The following is a 16,897-nucleotide window of genomic DNA, read 5'->3' on the forward strand; positions in this document are numbered from 1 at the left end:
GGCTCACCGACGAGCCGTCCAGTTGTTGTCGCGCACCGTCGTCACCTCCGTTTCAGAGTCGCGCCTTCGGCGGTTTTCGCACGTCATCGCCGGGATGCCGGTCACCGAAAGTGGCGATGGGGGTCCACAGGGGACCCTCGTGGATTCCCTGGTCCGGCCCGGATTTGGAGCGGCTGGCCACTACTCACAGTGGCCACCTCCCCTCGCCGGCCGTCGGGCGCTGGGCTGTCCGGGCGAAATCGCCCCGGCGCTTCCCAGAGTCCGGACGACAGGCAGCACACAACGCGCCTCGTCGTTTACCGTAGAAGCCAATCGGGTGAGGTGAAGAGTGCGCGGACGAGTTGCCGGGTGGTTCACAGGCTGGCGCCTATGGCGGTTGCCCTCGCACGTCCGCGTGTACGTGCTGCTGGTGAACCTCGTGGCCGTGGGCTCGACGCTGGCCACCGCGTGGCTCGCACCGGTGCGTCAGATCGACCTGGTCCGCTTCGGGGTTCTCGCCGTGTGCGCGGCGCTCGCGATCGAGGCGACCCGGCACATCGAACGGCAACGCGAGTACAGCCGCGCCCCCACCGTCGCGTACGTCGACACCAAAGCTGTGTGGAGCATCGCCGCGGTGGTCGCGCTGCCGGCGATCCTCGCGTCGGCGATGGTCGTGCTCACCTACGCCGTCGCGTGGTGGCGGATCTGGCCGCGCGAACGGCCGGTTCTGCCGCACCGCTGGATTTTCTCCTGCGCGTCCGTCCTGTGCGGAACGCAAGCCGCCGTCGCGGTGCTCGCGCTCGGCATGCACGAGTACCCGGGCGGCCTCGCCGACGGTTTCGGTCCGGGCCTGCTCGACCTGGTCGTCTTCGTGCTGGCCGCCGGACTGCGCTGGGCGATCAACACCGCGCTCGTCATGGTCGCGATCGCGCTGTCGAGCCCGCCGCGGTCGTTCGCCGATCTGTTCTCCGGCTTCGGCGACCAGCTTCTCGAAGCGGGCGCGATCGGGCTCGGGCTGGTCACCGCGGCGCTTCTGCTGCTGGCCAACCCGCTGATCCTGGCGGGCGTCGTGATCGCGCTCGTGGCACTGCACCGCGGCCTGTTGCTCACCCAGTTCCAGCGCGACGCGCGCACCGACGTCACCACCGGCCTGGCCACCAAACGCTGGTGGCGCACGGTCGCCGAGCGCTACCTCGAACGCGCGCGGGCGAACCAGGACAGCGTCGGCGTGCTGCTGCTCGACCTCGACCATTTCAAGGCGATCAACGACACCTACGGCCATCCCACCGGCGACCTGGTGCTGCGCGAGATCGCGCTGTCGCTGCGCGACGAGGTGCGCGAGCAGGACGTGTGCGGCCGCTGGGGCGGCGAGGAGTTCGCGATCGCGCTGCCGGACATCCCGAGCGCCGAGCACCTCGGCCACATCGCCGACCGCATCCGGCGGCGCATCCCGCAGGTGGTCGTCGCGCTGCCGGACCAGGATTCGGTGATCAGCGACCTGACTGTCTCGATCGGCTGTGCGATGTATCCGGCGAAACACCTGACCAGCGTCGACGACGTGCTGGTGGCCGCCGACGCCGCGCTGTACCGGGCCAAGCAGGCGGGCCGCAACCGGGTGGAGCTGGCGAGCGCTTGACCGCCGCCGAAAGCCACCGCTAGAACTCGTCGCATGGACTGGACTCTCGAGGTCGTCGTCGTCCCGGTGACCGACGTGGACCGGGCGAAAGCGTTCTACGCCGACCAGGTCGGCTTCCGCCTCGACCACGACATCAGCCCCGGGCCGGGACAGCGCCTGGTGCAGCTGACCCCGCCCGGCTCGGGCTGTTCGATCGTCCTGGGCAAGGGCATGGTTCCGGACATGCCGCCGGGGTCGCTCAAGGGGTTGCAGCTGGTCGTCGCGGATGTCCGCAAGGCGCGGGAGGAGCTGGTGGCGCGCGGCGTCGACGTCAGCGAACTCCAGCTATACGGCCCGGATCCGGGCACCGGCGCGCTCGAAGACCTGGACAACATCGGGTTCATCCACTTCTCCGACCCCGACGGCAACGCCTGGTCGGTGCAGCAGATTTCCGCCCGGGCCAAGGGCTGACCCACGACGGCGGCGCTCACTTCGGTTCGCAGCACCCGGGCCGCCGCGGCGGCCGGATCCACGGTGCCTGCCTCCTGCGCCGAGGTTCTTCCCCGTCGCCGCGGTCGGACTTGTCGGCGGCAGCTCCGCTCCGGCAGCACGGTGCCTTCCATGAACGGATTGGACTTACCGGCAGCACTTCCGCCCCGGCAGCACGGCGCCTTCCGTGGACGGATGGGACTTACCGGCGGCACCTCCGCCCCGGCAGCACGGCGCCTTCCATGGACGGATGGGACTTACCGGCGGCACCTCCGCCCCGGCAGCACGGCGCCTTCCGTGGACAGAACCGGCCAAGCAGGTAGATCCGGCGTCGAAAGCTGAGAAGCTCGGCATCACCCGAGATCGTCAGGAGCACCGGATGTCCGCGCCGCATGGATTCCCTCCGCCGTTCCCCGCGCCGGTGCGGCGGCGCCGGGCGAACTTCCCGGCCGGTGCGGTCGCGGCGGCCCTCGCGGGCTGCACCGCGATCGCGCTGGTGTGGTTCGTCTTCGCGAACGTCTTGCTCGGCGGTCCGCTCGAACACTGGACGAGCCAGGTGTGGCTGAACGTCGTCGCGGGTCTCATCGCCGCGTTCGCCGTGGTCGTTCCCGCCGGTTTCCTGCTCGCGCGGCACCTCTGGGCGGCGTGGACGCTGGCCGGGCTGTGCTTGCTGTACGCGGTGGCGACCGTCCTGGTGCCGATGCCGCCGGGCACGAGCTTCGGTGCTCACCTCGACTTCGTGCTCGGTTTCCACAAGAGCAACGCAGTGCCGATCGGACTGGCCGTGATCTTCGCGTTCCTCACCGCGATCGCCGCGATCGTCTCCGCGACGGTGCGGTCACCGCGCCCGGTGCACTAGCCCGCACATGCCGCTACTGCACCAATGTCCGCCCAGCGTCGCAGTGCGGCAGCGAGTTGCCGACGCATCCCTTCCAGCGCGAAGAACCCGACTCGCCCACCGCAGACACTCAGGGACGCTTCGCACCCATGGGGTTCGGGACAGGCACACCTCCCTCGTCAATAATCCGTCGGCTCAACGGAATCGCCAGATCCAACACCCGGTCAACCCCCGCCGGACCGAGCGCCTCAAGCGGAGCAGCGGCGAGCCGGTCGGTGGTTTCTTCAATGCTCCGCCGGACTTCCACGCCCGCCGGGGTCAGTCCTTCGGCGCCGAGCAGGCCGCGGTCGACGAGACTTTCCGTTGCCGCGGCCCATTCCTCGTCGGTCCAGCCTCGGGCACGCTGGACTTGCTCGCGGTTGGTGGCACCCGTGGCGATGTGGGTCAGGGTGGTTTCCAGCCCGCTCAACCCGGAAGTGGCCGCGGCCAGCACGTGGCCGTCGCCGCGATGTTCCCGCAGGACCGCGGTCGCCAGCCACAACCGGGCTAACGGCCGGTCCGGCCTCGGTACAGCGGACCAGGCCGCGGCGAGCGGGCGCGCGTCGAACTGACAAGCGGCGGCTGCCTGTTCCAGCAACTCGGCCAGCTCGTCCACAGTGTCCGGCCCGAGCAGCCGCGCCAACGCCGCCTCGACCGCTTCCACCCGGGTGCGCAGCACGTCGTCCGGAGACGCGAACGTCCACGCGTCGGGCAGCGCTCGCACGACCATCCGCGGCGCGAACCCGAAGAACATCGACGTGACCGGTTCCGGGCCGATCGGGCCGAGTGGCGCCGCCCGGCCCGCGAAGTAGCCCATCCACCAGCCGCGCAGACCCACGTCTTTCGCCGCCGCGGCGGGTTCCGGGGCGAAGTAGACGACTGCGTGCAAGGGTTCGATGGCTGTCCAGAGGTTTCGGGCCGGGTTCGGCTTCATGCAAGCGACTCTAGGCCCCGGGTACGACAAAAACCGCCGCGCGAAAAAGCCCGCCGCCCCGAAAGAGGGACGGCGGGCTTGAGAGCGGAAACCTCAGGCAAGCTCGAGGCCGTAGGACTGCAGTTCCAGAGTCAGCGGGTAGAAGTAGCTGGTCTGGGTGTCGCCGCCGGAGAGGGTGCCGAGGCCCTTGTCGCCGTCGTAGGCCGGGCCGCCCGAGTCGCCGTGGTCGGTGTGGGCGGTGGTGCCGAACTCGTGGTTCAGGACGCCGACGTCGAAGTTGACCGACTCGTCCACCGAGGTGACCTCGCCGCTGCCGCCGCCGGTCGTCTGGCCCATCTTCTGGATCTGCTCGCCCACGGTCGGGGAGCCGGCGCTGGTGATCTGCTGGCCGGTGTTGATCGCGCCCTCGCCGGTGCCGTTCGGGCGGGTCAGCAGGCCGGAGTCGGCTCCGGGACAGTCGCTTTCCACGACCTGCGCGCCCGAAACGTCGCCGCCGGACCAGGTGCCGCCCTCATTGGTGCAGTGGCCGGCGGTCAGCATGTACGGCTGGCCGCCCTTGGTCACGTTGAAGCCGAGCGAGCAGGTGAACTGGCCGTTGTTGATCGAGTCGCCGTCCGCGATGTAGGTGGACAGCTTGCCCGAGCGGTGCTCGACGCGCGCCGCGTCGCCCAGCTTCGCCGCGGCCGCGGTGACCTTGTCCTTCGTGGCCTGGGACGCCGAGTCGTAGATCTTCACCACGACCTGGTTGGTCTTGGTGTCGATGCCCCACGACGTCTGCGGCACGTTCTTCACCGTGTCCATCTGGTTCTTCGCGCCGGTGAGAGCGGTGAAACTGTGCTTCACGAGCTTGGTGGCGAAGCCGGCGGCCTCGGCCTTCTCCTGCGCCGCGGCGTCGGTCACGTTCAGGACCGCCTTGCCGCGTTCGAGGTAGATGCCGCCGTTTCCGGCGCCGAGCGTGTCGGCGACGTGGGTCGCCTGGGTGATCGCCTGCGCCTGCATCTGGGCGAACGCCATCGGGCTTGCCGAGGCGGCGTTCACGCACATGCCCGCGGTCAACGCCGCGGCCGACAGTGCGGTGAATCCCGCGACGAGCGTCTTTCGGGAAGTCATCGATCTTCCTCCAGGTGGGCTGAACCGACCGGTGGGACGCCCCACACTTTTGTTGCCCGGCAACCAACGCGAAACCGACGAAGGTTGGTTAATAACCAAAAAATGCGGACCAATCAGACATCACTGCGCCGTTCGGGCCACCTGGAATACCCCGAACGGCGCTGCTGGCCTGCGTCACGACCTGGATCAATGCTGTCCAGGCCACCGGACGTGCTCGGCGTAGCCCTCGTTCTTGCGCAGGTACCCGGCGATGAACGGGCACACCGGGACGATCACGCCGCCGCGTGCCACGACGTCGTCCAGCGCAGCCTTCGCCAGCACCTTGCCGAGGCCGCGACCGCCGAACTCGTCGCCGATTTCGGTGTGGGTGAAGACGGTTTCGGTGTCCTTCGGGGTGAATTCCGCGAAGCCGGCGAGCTTGCCGTCCGCATACACTTCGTAGCGGTTTTCTTTGTCGTTGCGGGAAACGCGGGGTTCTTCGCTCATTCCCGCATCTTCACACACTGTCGCTGACCGAGCCCGATTCCGTGCTCTCCCTGGCGAGCACCGTGTGCGGTGCCACGAACTCCTCGGCGGGCAGCTCCGGGTTCTCGATCCGGGCGGCGAGCCGGGACACCGCGGTGCGGGCGATGAACGGGGTGTCCAGCGAGACCGTGCTCAAGGACGGACGGGAATAGCGGCCTTCCTCGATGTCGTCGATGCCGATGATCGCCACGTCCTCAGGGACGCGCAGGCCCGCGTCGAAAACGGCCCGGATCGCGCCCATCGCGAGCAGGTCGGAGTAGCAGAAAATAGCGTCCGGGCGCGGAGATTCCCGAAGCAGCGAAGCCGTCGCCGCATACCCGTCCGCCCGGCCGTAGTGGGCCGCCGTGGCCTGCAATGCGTTCACGGGCTCAAGGCCGCGTTCATCGAGTGCTTTGCGGAATCCTTCCGTGCGCTGCAACGGCGTTGAGTACGTCTCCTTCGGCTGAGCGCCGATCGCCGCGATGCGCGTACGGCCGCAGTCGAGCAGGTGCGTCGTCGCGTCGTGCGCCGCGACGACGTTGTCGATCGCCACGTGGTCGAAGCGGTTGTCGAAGACATGCTCGCCGAGAAGGATCAGCGGCGAAGAGCGAGCCGGGTCCACATCGCACAGTTCCTCGCTCGTCGCGAGCGGCGCGAACAGCATGCCGTCGAACAGGTTGCGCCGTCCGCCGCCACGCAACAGCTGGCGTTCCCGCTCGTGGTCGTGCCCGGTCTGGTCGATCATCACCTGGAAGCCGAGGCTCGCGGCGGCGTCGATGACCTCGCGGGCGAGCTGGCTGAAATACGGCACGTCGATCTCAGGCACCACCAGCGAGAGCAGCCCGGTCTTGCCGGTGCGCAGCGTGCGGGCGACCGGGTTCGGGATGTAGCCGAGTTCGTCGATGGCCCGCAGCACGCGCTGACGCATCTTCTCGCTGACGTGCTCATACCCGCTGACGACGTTCGACACCGTGCGCACGGATACCTGTGCCCGGTCCGCTACGTCCCGCAACGTCGCCGCCATGAAACTCCTTCCGCCCAGACAGTCATCCTACCTTTTGCAACGTGTGCAAGCATGTCGTACAGTTTGCCTACGTTGGCAAATCCGCGGCACGCCTCGCCGCGCTGCCACCGTCCCGCACAAAGGAGTGCCATGAACCCCACTCTCCGACGGAGCGGACGGACAGCCCGCCTCCTCGCCCGCAGCGGCGGCGCCGTTGCTGCCGCGGCCCTGCTCGTCACCGGGCTGACCGCCTGCGGCCCGGACATCAGCTCCGGCGGCTCGGCGGCGGACAACGCCGTGCTGCAGGCTCCCGCCGAAGACGCGCCGAAAGGCGAAATCACGATCTGGGACCGTTCGGGCGACCTGTACAAGGTCTTCGACGCCGCGATCAAGAAGTTCACCGCGAAATACCCCGGCGTCACGGTCAAGCACGAGGCCGTCGACATCGCGAACAAGCTCCAGAACACGCTGATCACCGGCACCGACGTGCCCGACGGCGTGTTCCTCGACGACGCCAAGGTCGGCGGCTACGTCAGCCACCTGTGGAATCTCAAGGACGTGCTCGCGCCCTACACCAAGGACATCGCCAAGCAGAAGGTCGACGTCAACACTGTCAACGGTGGCATCTACGGCGTGCCCTTCGACCTCGACCCCGGGCTGCTGTTCTACAACGCGAAGGCGCTGAGCGCGGCCGGGATTGACCCGAACGGCATCAAGACCTACGACGATCTGCTCGCCGCGGCGAAGAAGTACCAGCAGTTCAAGCCCAGCGCGAAGCCGATCCACCTGGAGCAGGACGCCTTCAACAGCCAGCTCCAGCTCGAGATGTTCGCCAGCCAGTTTGGCACCGGCCTGGCCGGCCCGGACGGCGCGCTGCGGCTGAATTCCGCGCCGTACCACCAAATCCTGACCTGGCTCGACACCGTGCGCAAGGAAGGGCTCGGCACTCGCGCCGAGTACCTCAAGCCCAGTGACGTCAGCGCGCTCGACTCCGGCGACGAGGTCTTCTACCCGTGGGCGATCTGGTTCGATTTCGCCCCGCAGCAGCAATTGACCGCGACGAAGGGCGACTGGCGCGCGATGCCGTTGCCCGCGTGGACCGCGGGCGGCGCGCGCAGCGGTGCGATGGGCGGCTCGTCGTTCGTCATTCCCAAGGACGCCAAGAACCCGCAGCTGTCCTGGCTGTTCTACCGCTTCCTGATGTTCGACCAGGCGGGCTACACCGCGGTCTACGGGCCGAACGCGGTCTATCCGGGCGGGCTGAACACCTCGGTCCCGGCCTATCTGCCCGCCGCGGATCCGGCGAAACCGCTGTTCCGGCCGATCGACGCGATGGGCGGCCAGGACCTCTGGAAGACCACCGTCGGAGCGGGCCGGGAAATCCCCGGCGGCGCGCCGATCCCGGCCTGGTGGTCCGGCGCGGTCGACTACCTCGGCACCGACCTGCAGAAGATGCTGGACGGAACCCTTACCCCGCAACAGGTGATCGACAAGGCGGGCAAAGACATCCAGACCAACCTGATCGACCGCAAATGACCACTCGCTCCGTTACCGCTGAGGCAAAGGTTTTCCGGGAACCGGCTCTGTCCGTCGAGTCGCGCACCGGAAAACCGCGGCGGCGCGCCTCCTCGTGGCGCCGCCGCCTCGCGCCGTACCTGTTCGTGCTGCCGTTTGTGCTGATCTTCCTGGCTTTCAGCGTCTATCCGCTGTTCTTCACGCTGCGGCTGAGCTTCACGGACTGGCACGGTTCCGGTGCCGCGCACTGGATCGGCCTCGACAACTACCGCTACCTCCTGACCAGCAGCGGCTTCTGGTCGTCGCTGGGCAACTCCGGGGTGCTGTGGCTGCTGATCGTGCCGGTGCAGATGGTGCTCGCCGTGCTCGTGGCGGTGCTGCTCAACGCGATCAAGCGGCTGCGCGGGTTCTATCGCGTGGCGTTCGTCGTGCCGTTCGTGACCCCGCTGGTCGCGGTCGCGCAGATCTGGATCGTGTTGTTCGACCAGGACAACGGCGCGGTGAACGCGATGCTCGGCGCGGTCGGGCTGCCGCCGGTCGGCTGGCTCGTCACGAGCGGGTGGGCGAAGCCGACGCTCGCGTTGCTGTTTCTCTGGAAGACCACCGGGTTCGTCGTGCTGATCGTCCTTTCCGGACTCCAGCAGATCGACCGCGGACTGTACGAAGCGGCCTCTCTCGACGGTGCGGGCCGGATACGGCAGTTGTGGACGATCACCGTGCCGCTGCTGCGCCGGTCGCTGATGTTCAGCCTGGTTCTGCAGACCTTGGCGGTGTTCCAGATGTTCGCCGAGCCGTATGTGGTGACGAAGGGCGGGCCGTATACCTCGACCACCACGGCCGGGCTCTACCTCTACAACCACATCACCCGCGCGGATCTCGGCACCGGGGCGGCGAACTCGTTCCTCCTGGTGATCGTCGTGATGGCGGTGTCGCTGCTTTTCGTGCGGCTGCTGCGAGCGGAGGACTGACATGACCACCCTCGACGTCCGGGAGCGGCGGAGGGCCGCCCGCCCGTTGCTCGGCTCGCACGCGTTCCTGCTCGTGCTCACCGTCGCGCTGCTCGCGCCGGTGGTGTGGGCGATCCTGTCCTCGTTCAAACCGGCGGGCGAGATCATCCGGAACCCGCTCGGCTTCGATCCGGCGACGTTCACCCTCGACAATTTCCGTGGGATGTTCCAGGACGTTCCGATCGGCAGCGGCTTTCTTAACACCGGAATCGTGCTCGTGGCGAAGGGCGCGATCACGATGTTCTGCGCGCCGCTGGCGGCCTACGCCTTCGCGAAGTACCGCTTCGCGGGCCGGAACCTGATCTTCGGCGCGGTGCTGCTCACTTTGATGCTGCCGACGATCGTGCTCGTCATCCCGCTGCTGCTGGAGATGAAGGAACTCGGCTGGGTCAACACCTATCAGGCGCTGATCCTGCCCGGTTCGGTCGACGCGTTCGCGATTTTCTGGATGCGCCAGGTGATCGCGGCGGTGCCGGACGAACTTCTCGACGCGGCCAGGGTGGACGGCTGCGGCGAGTTCGGCATCTTCTGGCGGGTGGTCGTCCCGGCGATCCGGCCGGGGCTCGCCGGACTGGGCGTGCTGACGATCATGAACATCTACAACGATTTCGTCTGGCCGGTCGTCGCGGCCAGCTCCAGCCGGATGGCCACCCTCCAGGTCGTTCTCTCGACGCTCGCCCAGAACATCTCGGGCAACCGGGTGGGCTCCGATTACGCGACCATCACCGGCGAACTGCTCGCCGCCGCGTCGATCGCGCTCATTCCGCTTTTGATCCTGTTCATCGTGCTGCAGAAGCATTTCATCAACGGCATCCTCGCCGGAAGCGTAAAGGGCTGACACATATGACGATTGCCGAGAACGCCGCCGACCCGCTCGCTCAAGAGACGGCGGTCCCCCGGCCCGGATACCCGCGCCCCGACCGGGACCGGTCCGCGCGGTGGCTGAGCCTCAACGGCCGCTGGCGGTTCACCGCGGCCGACGGGGCACCCGATTCGATCATCGTCCCGTTCGCCTGGGAGACCGAGGCTTCTGGTGTGCAGCGGACGTGGCTGCCACACGCGGTCTACGCGCGCACGGTCACGGTTCCGCCGGAATGGGCGGGACGCCGGGTGGTGCTGTGCTTCGGCGCCGTGCATCACGAGGCGGTCGTCTCGATCGACGGCGTGCCCATCGGCTCGCACGTCGGCGGATACAGCTCCTTCGAGTTCGACGTCACCGAAGTGCTCGAACCCGGCCGCCCCGCCGAGCTGACCGTGGAAGTCGACGCACCGGCCGACAAACGCGAAATCCCGCATGGCAAACAGCGTTCGATCCCGCGGGACGACTACGACGGCGTTTCGTTCACGCCAACCTCCGGGATCTGGCAGAGCGTTTGGCTGGAGGCTCGCGGGCGCACGTATGCCGCCGAAGTCTCCGTGCGCGGCGATTCGCTGACCGGCTTCGACATCGCCGGTGAACTCGCTGGCGACGCTCCAGACTCTGCTGTCGTGGTCGCTCAGCTCGAAGGCCGCGAGACCGTCCTCCCGGTGCGTGATGGGCAATTCGCCGGACGTCTGGATGTTTCCGACCCGCAGCTGTGGAGCCCGGAATCGCCGCACCTGTACTCCATCGCGCTGACCGTGGGCGAGGGCGACGACGCCGACCGGCTGACCGTGACCGGCGGGCTGCGCCGGATCGAAACCCGCGGCGAAGCGTTGTATCTCAATGGGGAACGGCTGTACGTGCGCGGCGTGCTCGACCAGGGTTACTGGCCGGAGAGCGGGCTCACCGCACCGGACGACGAAGCGCTGATCCGCGATCTCGAACTGGCCAGGGAACTCGGTTTTTCGCTGGTGCGCAAGCATCTCAAGCCCGAGGAACCGCGCTGGCTGCACCACGCGGACCGGATCGGCATGCTGGTGTGGGCGGAACCGCCCGCCCCCAGCCGGTTCAGCCCGGCCGCGGCCGCCGCTTTCGAGGCGCAACTGCCCGACCTCGTGCGCCGCGACGGCAACCACCCCTCAATCGTGATCTGGGGGCTGTACAACGAAGAATGGGGCCTGGACTGGGACATCCCGGGCAGCCCCGAACGCGCCGCCGCGGCCAAGCACGCCTACGATCTCATGCGCGCGCTCGACGACACCCGGCCGATTGTGGAGAACTCCGGCTGGGCGCACGTGAAAACGGATCTCGTCGACTGGCATTACTACGACGAAGACCCGCGCCGCTGGGCGGAGAACCTCGCCGCGCTCGCGTCCGGCGAACGGGAGTCCTTCGAGGTCAAACTCCGGCCGGATTTCCTTGTCGACAAATCGTTCTACGGCTCGGCTGAGTTCCCGCGCTCCGGCGTGCCAGTGCTGAACAGCGAATACGGCGCGGGGTTCACCAGCCTGGAACGGGCGTGGCACGTGCGGTGGCAGACTCAGGAAATCCGCAGGCACGACCGGTTCTCCGGCTATATTTACACCGAACTGACCGACGTGGAACACGAAATGGCGGGCCTGCTGGACGCGCACCGGCGCCCCAAGGACTGGGGCGGCCTCGATCCGGCCGACGCGTTCGCGCCGACAACGCTGGTAGTCGACCTGGTCCCGGCGCACGCGGGCGCGGACCTGCCGGTCCCCGCGGAACCGTTGACGCTGGACGTGCACGTGTCGCACACCGGGACGGAGCCGCTCGCCGGGACCCTGCACGCGGGGTGGGGAGCCGCTGGGTCACGTGACCTTCCGGCGGCAATGGATTCCGTTGCGGCGCAGGCGAAGCCGTTCCAGCTCAGCGACGCGTTCCCACTGACTGTTCCGGCACCGGGTGGTCCGGCGCGGTTGCACCTGTGGCTGGAGGTTGAGGGCGGGACGACAGCGCGGACCTTCGTGGACGCGGCGGTGGTGGAGGAATTGAACCGGCGCGGGGCTCGGGACTGAGCGACCGGCGGCCGACTCATTCGTCAGTCGGCCGCCGGTTCGCATAACCTCACGCGCCAGGTTTCGTTGCCGCACAAGCCAAACCGCTCCTGATCAGCGATGGGAACCCGAGACGAGCCGACCCACGGCCGCGAACCGAACAGCAACGCGAAACCTGCGCGGTCGCGGCGGTCGCAGAAGGACTCAACCGGCGCAGCAGACAGGACTGACCGACCAGCGGCCGACTCACGAACGAGTCAGCCGCCAGTTCATGCGCCCCGCGCCAGATCCCATTCCGCACAAACGAAACCGCCCAGAAAGGGCGGCCAGTAGAACCGACCGCCCTCCCCGATCAAGCTGGCACGTGCCAAACCTGGGTGAACAGCCCGTTGCAGTCATAGATCTGCAGCTGCGTCCCGTCCGCCGTCTGGGCCTGCGGATCGTCCAGGCAGCGGCCCGATTGCGGGTTGTAGATCGAGCCGTCCGCCCGGGCCTGCCACTGCTGCGCGGGCGTGCCGAGGCAATCACGCAACTCCACCTTGGCGAAGTTGGCAGTACTGCCGCCGACGATGTTGAGACACTTGTCGAAGGCGCGGATCGTGCCATCGGTTTCCAGCGACCACTGCTGGCCCGTCGCGATGCCGCAGGTGTAGAGCTGCACCGCGTTGCCGTTGACTGACGTGTTGGTGTTCACGTCCGCGCATTTGCCGGTGGTGCCGGGACCGGTGATTTGGCCCTGCGCATTCGGCAGCGTCGCCGTGCCGAAGTCGGTTTCGCATTTGCCGGTGGACAGGTGCGTGCCCGCGAGCATCAGGAAGGTGTTGCCGGACGGCGCGCCGAGCAGCGGGGAGCTGTACCCGGCGCAGGCCGTCTCGCCCGCGTCGTAGCCGCCGGTGGGGGCGGTGGTCACGGGCGTGGTGATCTCCTGCCAGGGGCCGGATCCGAGGTTCCGGTTCACGAACAGCACGTGCCCGTCCTCCGGCTGGATCGCCAGCGATCCGTCGGTGCCCGCGACGACTCGCTGTCCGGACGCGACGAGGGTGCCGTTCGCGCCGCCGGCGGGCGACCACGTCAGGTACGGCGTGTGCAGCAGGAAGCGGTGGTCGGCGGTTTCGATCCGGGTGCCGAGGCTGCCGGGGTTCCACGATTCGGCGTCAGCGGACGTTTTGATATAGACATCGCAGGCCTGATCCGGGTCGGCACCGGCTTTGCAGTCCTCATAGGTCATCGCGTAGGAGCCGTTGGGCAGCGCGACGACGGTGGCCATCCCCGGCCGGTCGACGCCGTTCCGCAACGCGACGTCGTAGACCTCGCTGCCCCAGGTCAGGCCGCCGTCGGTGGAGACGGCATGCGCGAGCACCTGGGCGTACCCATTCGAAGACGGGCGTTCGTCGGAGAAATAGCAGATGAGCCCGTGGCTGGTGGTCTCGAACTCCGGTTCCCAGATGCCGTGGCCGATCGTGTTGGCCATGCCGGACTCGGCCGCGCACGAACTTCGGTAGGACCAGCTCGCACCCCGGTCCGTCGACACGAAGACCTCGACCGCCTGCTGCGTGTAGTCGCCGTGGTTCCATGCGGTGCCCGCGGCGAGCAACGTGCCTGCCGGAAGCGATCCTTGCGCGCTCGGCAGTTCGTACAGCGTCGGGCCGTCGAGATCCCAGCCGTGCTGGGTGTCGGTCACGGTGCCGATCGGCGAGGACGTCCAGGTGACGCCGTTGTCGGTCGAGCGGTAGATCGGGAAGTTCGCCTTCCCGACGCCGGTGCCGGAATGGGAGAAGGTGGCCAGCAGCGTGCCGTTCGCGCTGCCGTTGTGCGCGAGGCGGATGACGCGGGGATAGCTCGCGTCCTCAGTGGAACCGGCGGCGGTGCTGGGCCGGTAAAGCACTCCGCCGGAAGTGGTTGCCGCGACGGCGGTGCCGGACGGAAGCGCGGCGGCGACGGCCGCGCCGAGCAGGACGGCGGCGATCAGCGCGCCGCGCCGTCGTGGACCGGATCGGAGACGGGAAGCCAGGGGACCAGGCGACATGAGCGTCACTCCTAGGACGGGACGGCACCACAGCCTCCTGGCGGCTCCCCTTCCTGGGCACAACGGCTCTCGCGCGGCCGCTGCGCTTCTCGAAGAGGTGGCCGTCCCGGGGATCTGGCCGCTTTGCCATCATGTGAAAACCCGAGAATACCCCAGTTTGCACACGTTGCAAGAATCTGTCCGGCGGACAATGACCGCTCTCGCGCGCACCCGGATGTCGGCTCGCCGTCCACCGACGAGCGACGCGGCAGCACGCAGCGGCGACCCCGCGACGGGCCGCGCTGGGCCGCCCGGGCTATCCCCCGGACCGGCGGAGTGGCAGGGCTTCCGCCGCGCCGGTGCGGTCTGTTTGCCTCATGGGGTCGCATCTTCGGACCGCGAGGGGAGCACGCGTGCAGCCGTTCGTCCTGCCCGAGTTCTATCTGTCGTATCCGGCCCGGCTGAACCCGCACCTCGACGGCGCGCGGAAGCACAGCAAGGCGTGGGCGTACTCGATGGACATGATCGACGTGCCCCAGCACGGCACCGTCATCTGGGACGAGCACGACCTCGACTCCCACGACTACGCGCTGCTGTGTTCCTACACCCATCCCGACGCCGCGCCGCGGGAACTCGACCTCATTACGGATTGGTACGTCTGGGTCTTCTACTTCGACGACCATTTCCTGGAACTGTTCAAACGCACCGGCGACATCGAACATGCCCGCGCTTACCTCGACCGGATCGCTCGTTTCATGCCCGCCGAAGGCGAAATCACCGAAACCCCGGAAAACCCCGTCGAACGCGGCCTGACCGACCTGTGGAACCGCACCGTTCCACACCGATCCGCAGGCTGGCGGCGACGCTTCCGCGAAAGCACGCGCAACCTCCTCGACGAATCCCTCTGGGAACTCGCCAACATCAACGAAAGCCGGATCGCGAACCCGATCGAATACGTCGCCATGCGCCGCAAGGTCGGCGGTGCCCCGTGGTCCGCGAATCTGATCGAACATTCCGTCAACGCCGAGGTCCCCGACGAAATCGCGGCGACCCGTCCGATGGAAGTCCTGCGCGACTGCTTCGCCGACGCCGTGCACCTCCGCAACGACCTCTTCTCCTACCAGCGCGAAGTCGAGGACGAAGGCGAACTCTCCAACAGTGTCCTGGTCTTCGAAAAGTTCCTAGGCTGCACCACCCAAGAAGCCGCCAACGCGGTAAACGACCTGCTGACCTCACGCCTGCACCAATTCGAACACACCGCCGTCACGGAAGTCCCCGCTCTCTTCGATGAACACGGCGTGCACCCAGCCGGACGAGCTGAGACCTTCGCCTACGTCAAAGGCTTGCAGGACTGGCAATCCGGCGGACACGAATGGCACCTGCGCTCAAGCCGCTACATGAACAAGGGCGCGCTAGACGCCCGCGGTGGCCCGGAATTGCTCGGCGGCCCGTCCGGACTGGGCACCTCCGCCGCCCGGATCTTCCGCTCCGTCGCCACTACCGCGCCCCAACGCGCACGGGCTTTCTCGCACCAGCCTTACGAACAGGTCGGCCCCGTTGCCTCGCCCTCCCTGCCCTTGCCGTTCCCCTTGCGGCTCAATCCACACTTAGCCGCGGAACGCAAGAAAATCACCGATTGGCCACAGCGCATGGGCATGCTGTCCGAAGGCGTCTGGGACGCCAACCGGGTGCGCGCGGCCTACTTACCGCTGGCCGCCGCGGGAATCTGCCCCGACGCGTCCCCGGAACAACTGTCCCTCACCACCGACTGGCTCACCTGGGGCACCTACGCCGACGACTTCTACCCGGAGGTCTTCGGACCCGACCTTCCCGCCGCCCGGCTGACCACCGAACGCCTCAAACTCTTCATGCCCACCGATGGCGAACCCGCGCCTTCACCCCAGACCGCGATGGAAACCGGCTTAACCGATCTGTGGCAGCGCACCACCGCCACGATGTCCCCCGCCGAACGCCGGACGTTTCGCGGCACCGTCGAGAACATGCTCGACGCATGGGTGTGGGAACTGGCCAATCAGTCCCAGAACCGCATCCCGGACCCGATCGATTACGTCGAGATGCGCCGCCAAGCCTTCGGCGCCGAGATGGTGATGAGCCTCTGCCGGATGGCCAGCAGCCGCACCGTGCCCGCGGACATCCACCGGAACCGAGTCATCGAAGCACTCGAAGACTCCGCCGCCGACTACGCCTGGCTGATCAACGATTTGTTCTCCTACCGCAAGGAAATAGAATACGAAGGCGAACTGCACAACGCGGTGCTGGTAGCACGGTCGTTCCTGGACGTGGACCAAGATCGAGCCCTCGACATCGTCACCGACCTGGCAAAAGCGAGACTGACCGAATTCCGCCACGCGGCCGACGTCGGACTGCCCAGCCTGTTCTCCGACTACGGCTTGGACCCGCAGGCCCGCGAGGCTCTCACCGGCTACGCCGACCTGCTGAGAAACTTCATGACCGGCATCGCCAACTGGCACCGCGAATGCGACCGTTACACCGCCGAGGAACTGGACCGAGTCGGAATCCGAGGCGCATCCACCCGCCCCAGCCCCGGCGCGGTGGAGAAACCCGCCTTCGCGAAAGCCCTGGAACACCCAGGCTGCACCGGCACCCCGCCCGTCCCCGCAGTCGTGGAACCCCGCCGCTTCCAGCCCCGCCCCACCGGCCTAGGCACCCAATCCCTGAACCTCCCCACACCCACCCCCTGACCGCTCCGGACTCAAAGGACACCTTGAAATTCCCTGCGCTAGCAGGTGGCAAAGTCGACGGCACTCAGCCGCGAAGATCGCCTTCTTCCCACCGCCCAACCACCACCGACCCACCCAACTTTCGAGGCACCCACACCACCCCCCGCACCCCGATACGAAGCCTCCCTGCGGTCTGGGGGTGCTTGTCAAGGCATCTTTCCCGCCTTGACAAGCACCCTCAGACCGTCAGCACAACCAAGCTTCGGGGTGCCCCCAC

At 67.8% G+C, this 16,897-nt stretch carries 13 protein-coding genes; 8 read left to right on the forward strand and 5 right to left on the reverse strand.

All coding sequences use genetic code 11. The features are described from left to right. The first annotated feature begins 328 nt into the window (after positions 1 to 328). The 3 genes from ACZ63D_RS35045 (at position 329) to ACZ63D_RS35055 (ending at position 2,942) form a co-directional block, all read left to right on the forward strand. Positions 329 to 1,615 (forward strand): GGDEF domain-containing protein, encoded by a 1,287-nt coding sequence (locus tag ACZ63D_RS35045; RefSeq protein ID WP_465358622.1) that lies wholly within the window; start codon positions 329 to 331, stop codon positions 1,613 to 1,615. Between the two features lie 33 nt (positions 1,616 to 1,648). Next, positions 1,649 to 2,065: a VOC family protein gene (locus ACZ63D_RS35050; RefSeq protein ID WP_465358623.1), complete on the forward strand. Its 417-nt coding sequence runs from the start codon at positions 1,649 to 1,651 to the stop codon at positions 2,063 to 2,065. Between the two features lie 397 nt (positions 2,066 to 2,462). Further along, a complete protein-coding gene (locus tag ACZ63D_RS35055) occupies positions 2,463 to 2,942 on the forward strand; it encodes a hypothetical protein (protein ID WP_465358624.1) in 480 nt (159 codons plus the stop codon). A 109-nt stretch (positions 2,943 to 3,051) separates the two neighbouring features. On the opposite strand, the gene ACZ63D_RS35060 is transcribed toward ACZ63D_RS35055, so the two are convergent. The 4 genes from ACZ63D_RS35060 to ACZ63D_RS35075 all read right to left on the reverse strand — a co-directional run bounded on the left by ACZ63D_RS35060 (position 3,052) and on the right by ACZ63D_RS35075 (position 6,532). After that, positions 3,052 to 3,894, reverse strand: a complete 843-nt coding sequence (locus ACZ63D_RS35060) for an SCO6745 family protein (protein ID WP_465358625.1) — start codon at positions 3,892 to 3,894, stop codon at positions 3,052 to 3,054. Positions 3,895 to 3,987: 93 nt separating this feature from the next. Further along, entirely contained in the window at positions 3,988 to 5,004 is a 1,017-nt protein-coding gene (locus ACZ63D_RS35065) for a S1 family peptidase (protein ID WP_465358626.1), read from the reverse strand. Positions 5,005 to 5,190: 186 nt separating this feature from the next. Beyond that, positions 5,191 to 5,490 (reverse strand): GNAT family N-acetyltransferase, encoded by a 300-nt coding sequence (locus tag ACZ63D_RS35070; RefSeq protein WP_465358627.1) that lies wholly within the window; start codon positions 5,488 to 5,490, stop codon positions 5,191 to 5,193. 10 nt (positions 5,491 to 5,500) lie between these two features. Then, the gene (locus tag ACZ63D_RS35075) at positions 5,501 to 6,532 is read right to left on the reverse strand and encodes a LacI family DNA-binding transcriptional regulator (RefSeq protein ID WP_465358628.1); all 1,032 of its coding nucleotides are present in this window, start codon (positions 6,530 to 6,532) and stop codon (positions 5,501 to 5,503) included. 129 nt (positions 6,533 to 6,661) lie between these two features. On the opposite strand from ACZ63D_RS35075, the gene ACZ63D_RS35080 reads away from it, so the two are divergent. From ACZ63D_RS35080 to ACZ63D_RS35095, 4 genes are read left to right on the forward strand one after another with little or no spacing between them, the layout of a single operon-like run. Then, on the forward strand, positions 6,662 to 8,047 hold the full coding sequence (locus ACZ63D_RS35080; protein WP_465358629.1) for an ABC transporter substrate-binding protein: 1,386 nt from the start codon (positions 6,662 to 6,664) through the stop codon (positions 8,045 to 8,047). Further along, positions 8,044 to 8,994, forward strand: coding sequence for a carbohydrate ABC transporter permease (locus ACZ63D_RS35085; RefSeq protein ID WP_465358630.1), 951 nt, complete (start codon positions 8,044 to 8,046; stop codon positions 8,992 to 8,994). The genes ACZ63D_RS35080 and ACZ63D_RS35085 overlap by 4 nt, the downstream gene beginning before the upstream one ends. A gap of 1 nt (position 8,995) precedes the next feature. Continuing rightward, positions 8,996 to 9,871 (forward strand): carbohydrate ABC transporter permease, encoded by an 876-nt coding sequence (locus ACZ63D_RS35090; RefSeq protein ID WP_465358631.1) that lies wholly within the window; start codon positions 8,996 to 8,998, stop codon positions 9,869 to 9,871. A 5-nt stretch (positions 9,872 to 9,876) separates the two neighbouring features. After that, on the forward strand, positions 9,877 to 11,934 hold the full coding sequence (locus ACZ63D_RS35095) for a glycoside hydrolase family 2 protein (RefSeq protein ID WP_465358632.1): 2,058 nt from the start codon (positions 9,877 to 9,879) through the stop codon (positions 11,932 to 11,934). A 331-nt stretch (positions 11,935 to 12,265) separates the two neighbouring features. Here the strand turns inward: ACZ63D_RS35095 and ACZ63D_RS35100 are convergent, their stop codons facing one another. Then, the gene (locus ACZ63D_RS35100; protein ID WP_465358633.1) at positions 12,266 to 13,939 is read right to left on the reverse strand and encodes a ricin-type beta-trefoil lectin domain protein; all 1,674 of its coding nucleotides are present in this window, start codon (positions 13,937 to 13,939) and stop codon (positions 12,266 to 12,268) included. 392 nt (positions 13,940 to 14,331) lie between these two features. On the opposite strand from ACZ63D_RS35100, the gene ACZ63D_RS35105 reads away from it, so the two are divergent. Next, on the forward strand, positions 14,332 to 16,641 hold the full coding sequence (locus ACZ63D_RS35105) for a terpene synthase family protein (protein ID WP_465358634.1): 2,310 nt from the start codon (positions 14,332 to 14,334) through the stop codon (positions 16,639 to 16,641). Positions 16,642 to 16,897 lie beyond the last annotated feature (256 nt).

It is taken from the genome of Amycolatopsis sp. NPDC104775, from assembly GCF_055583325.1.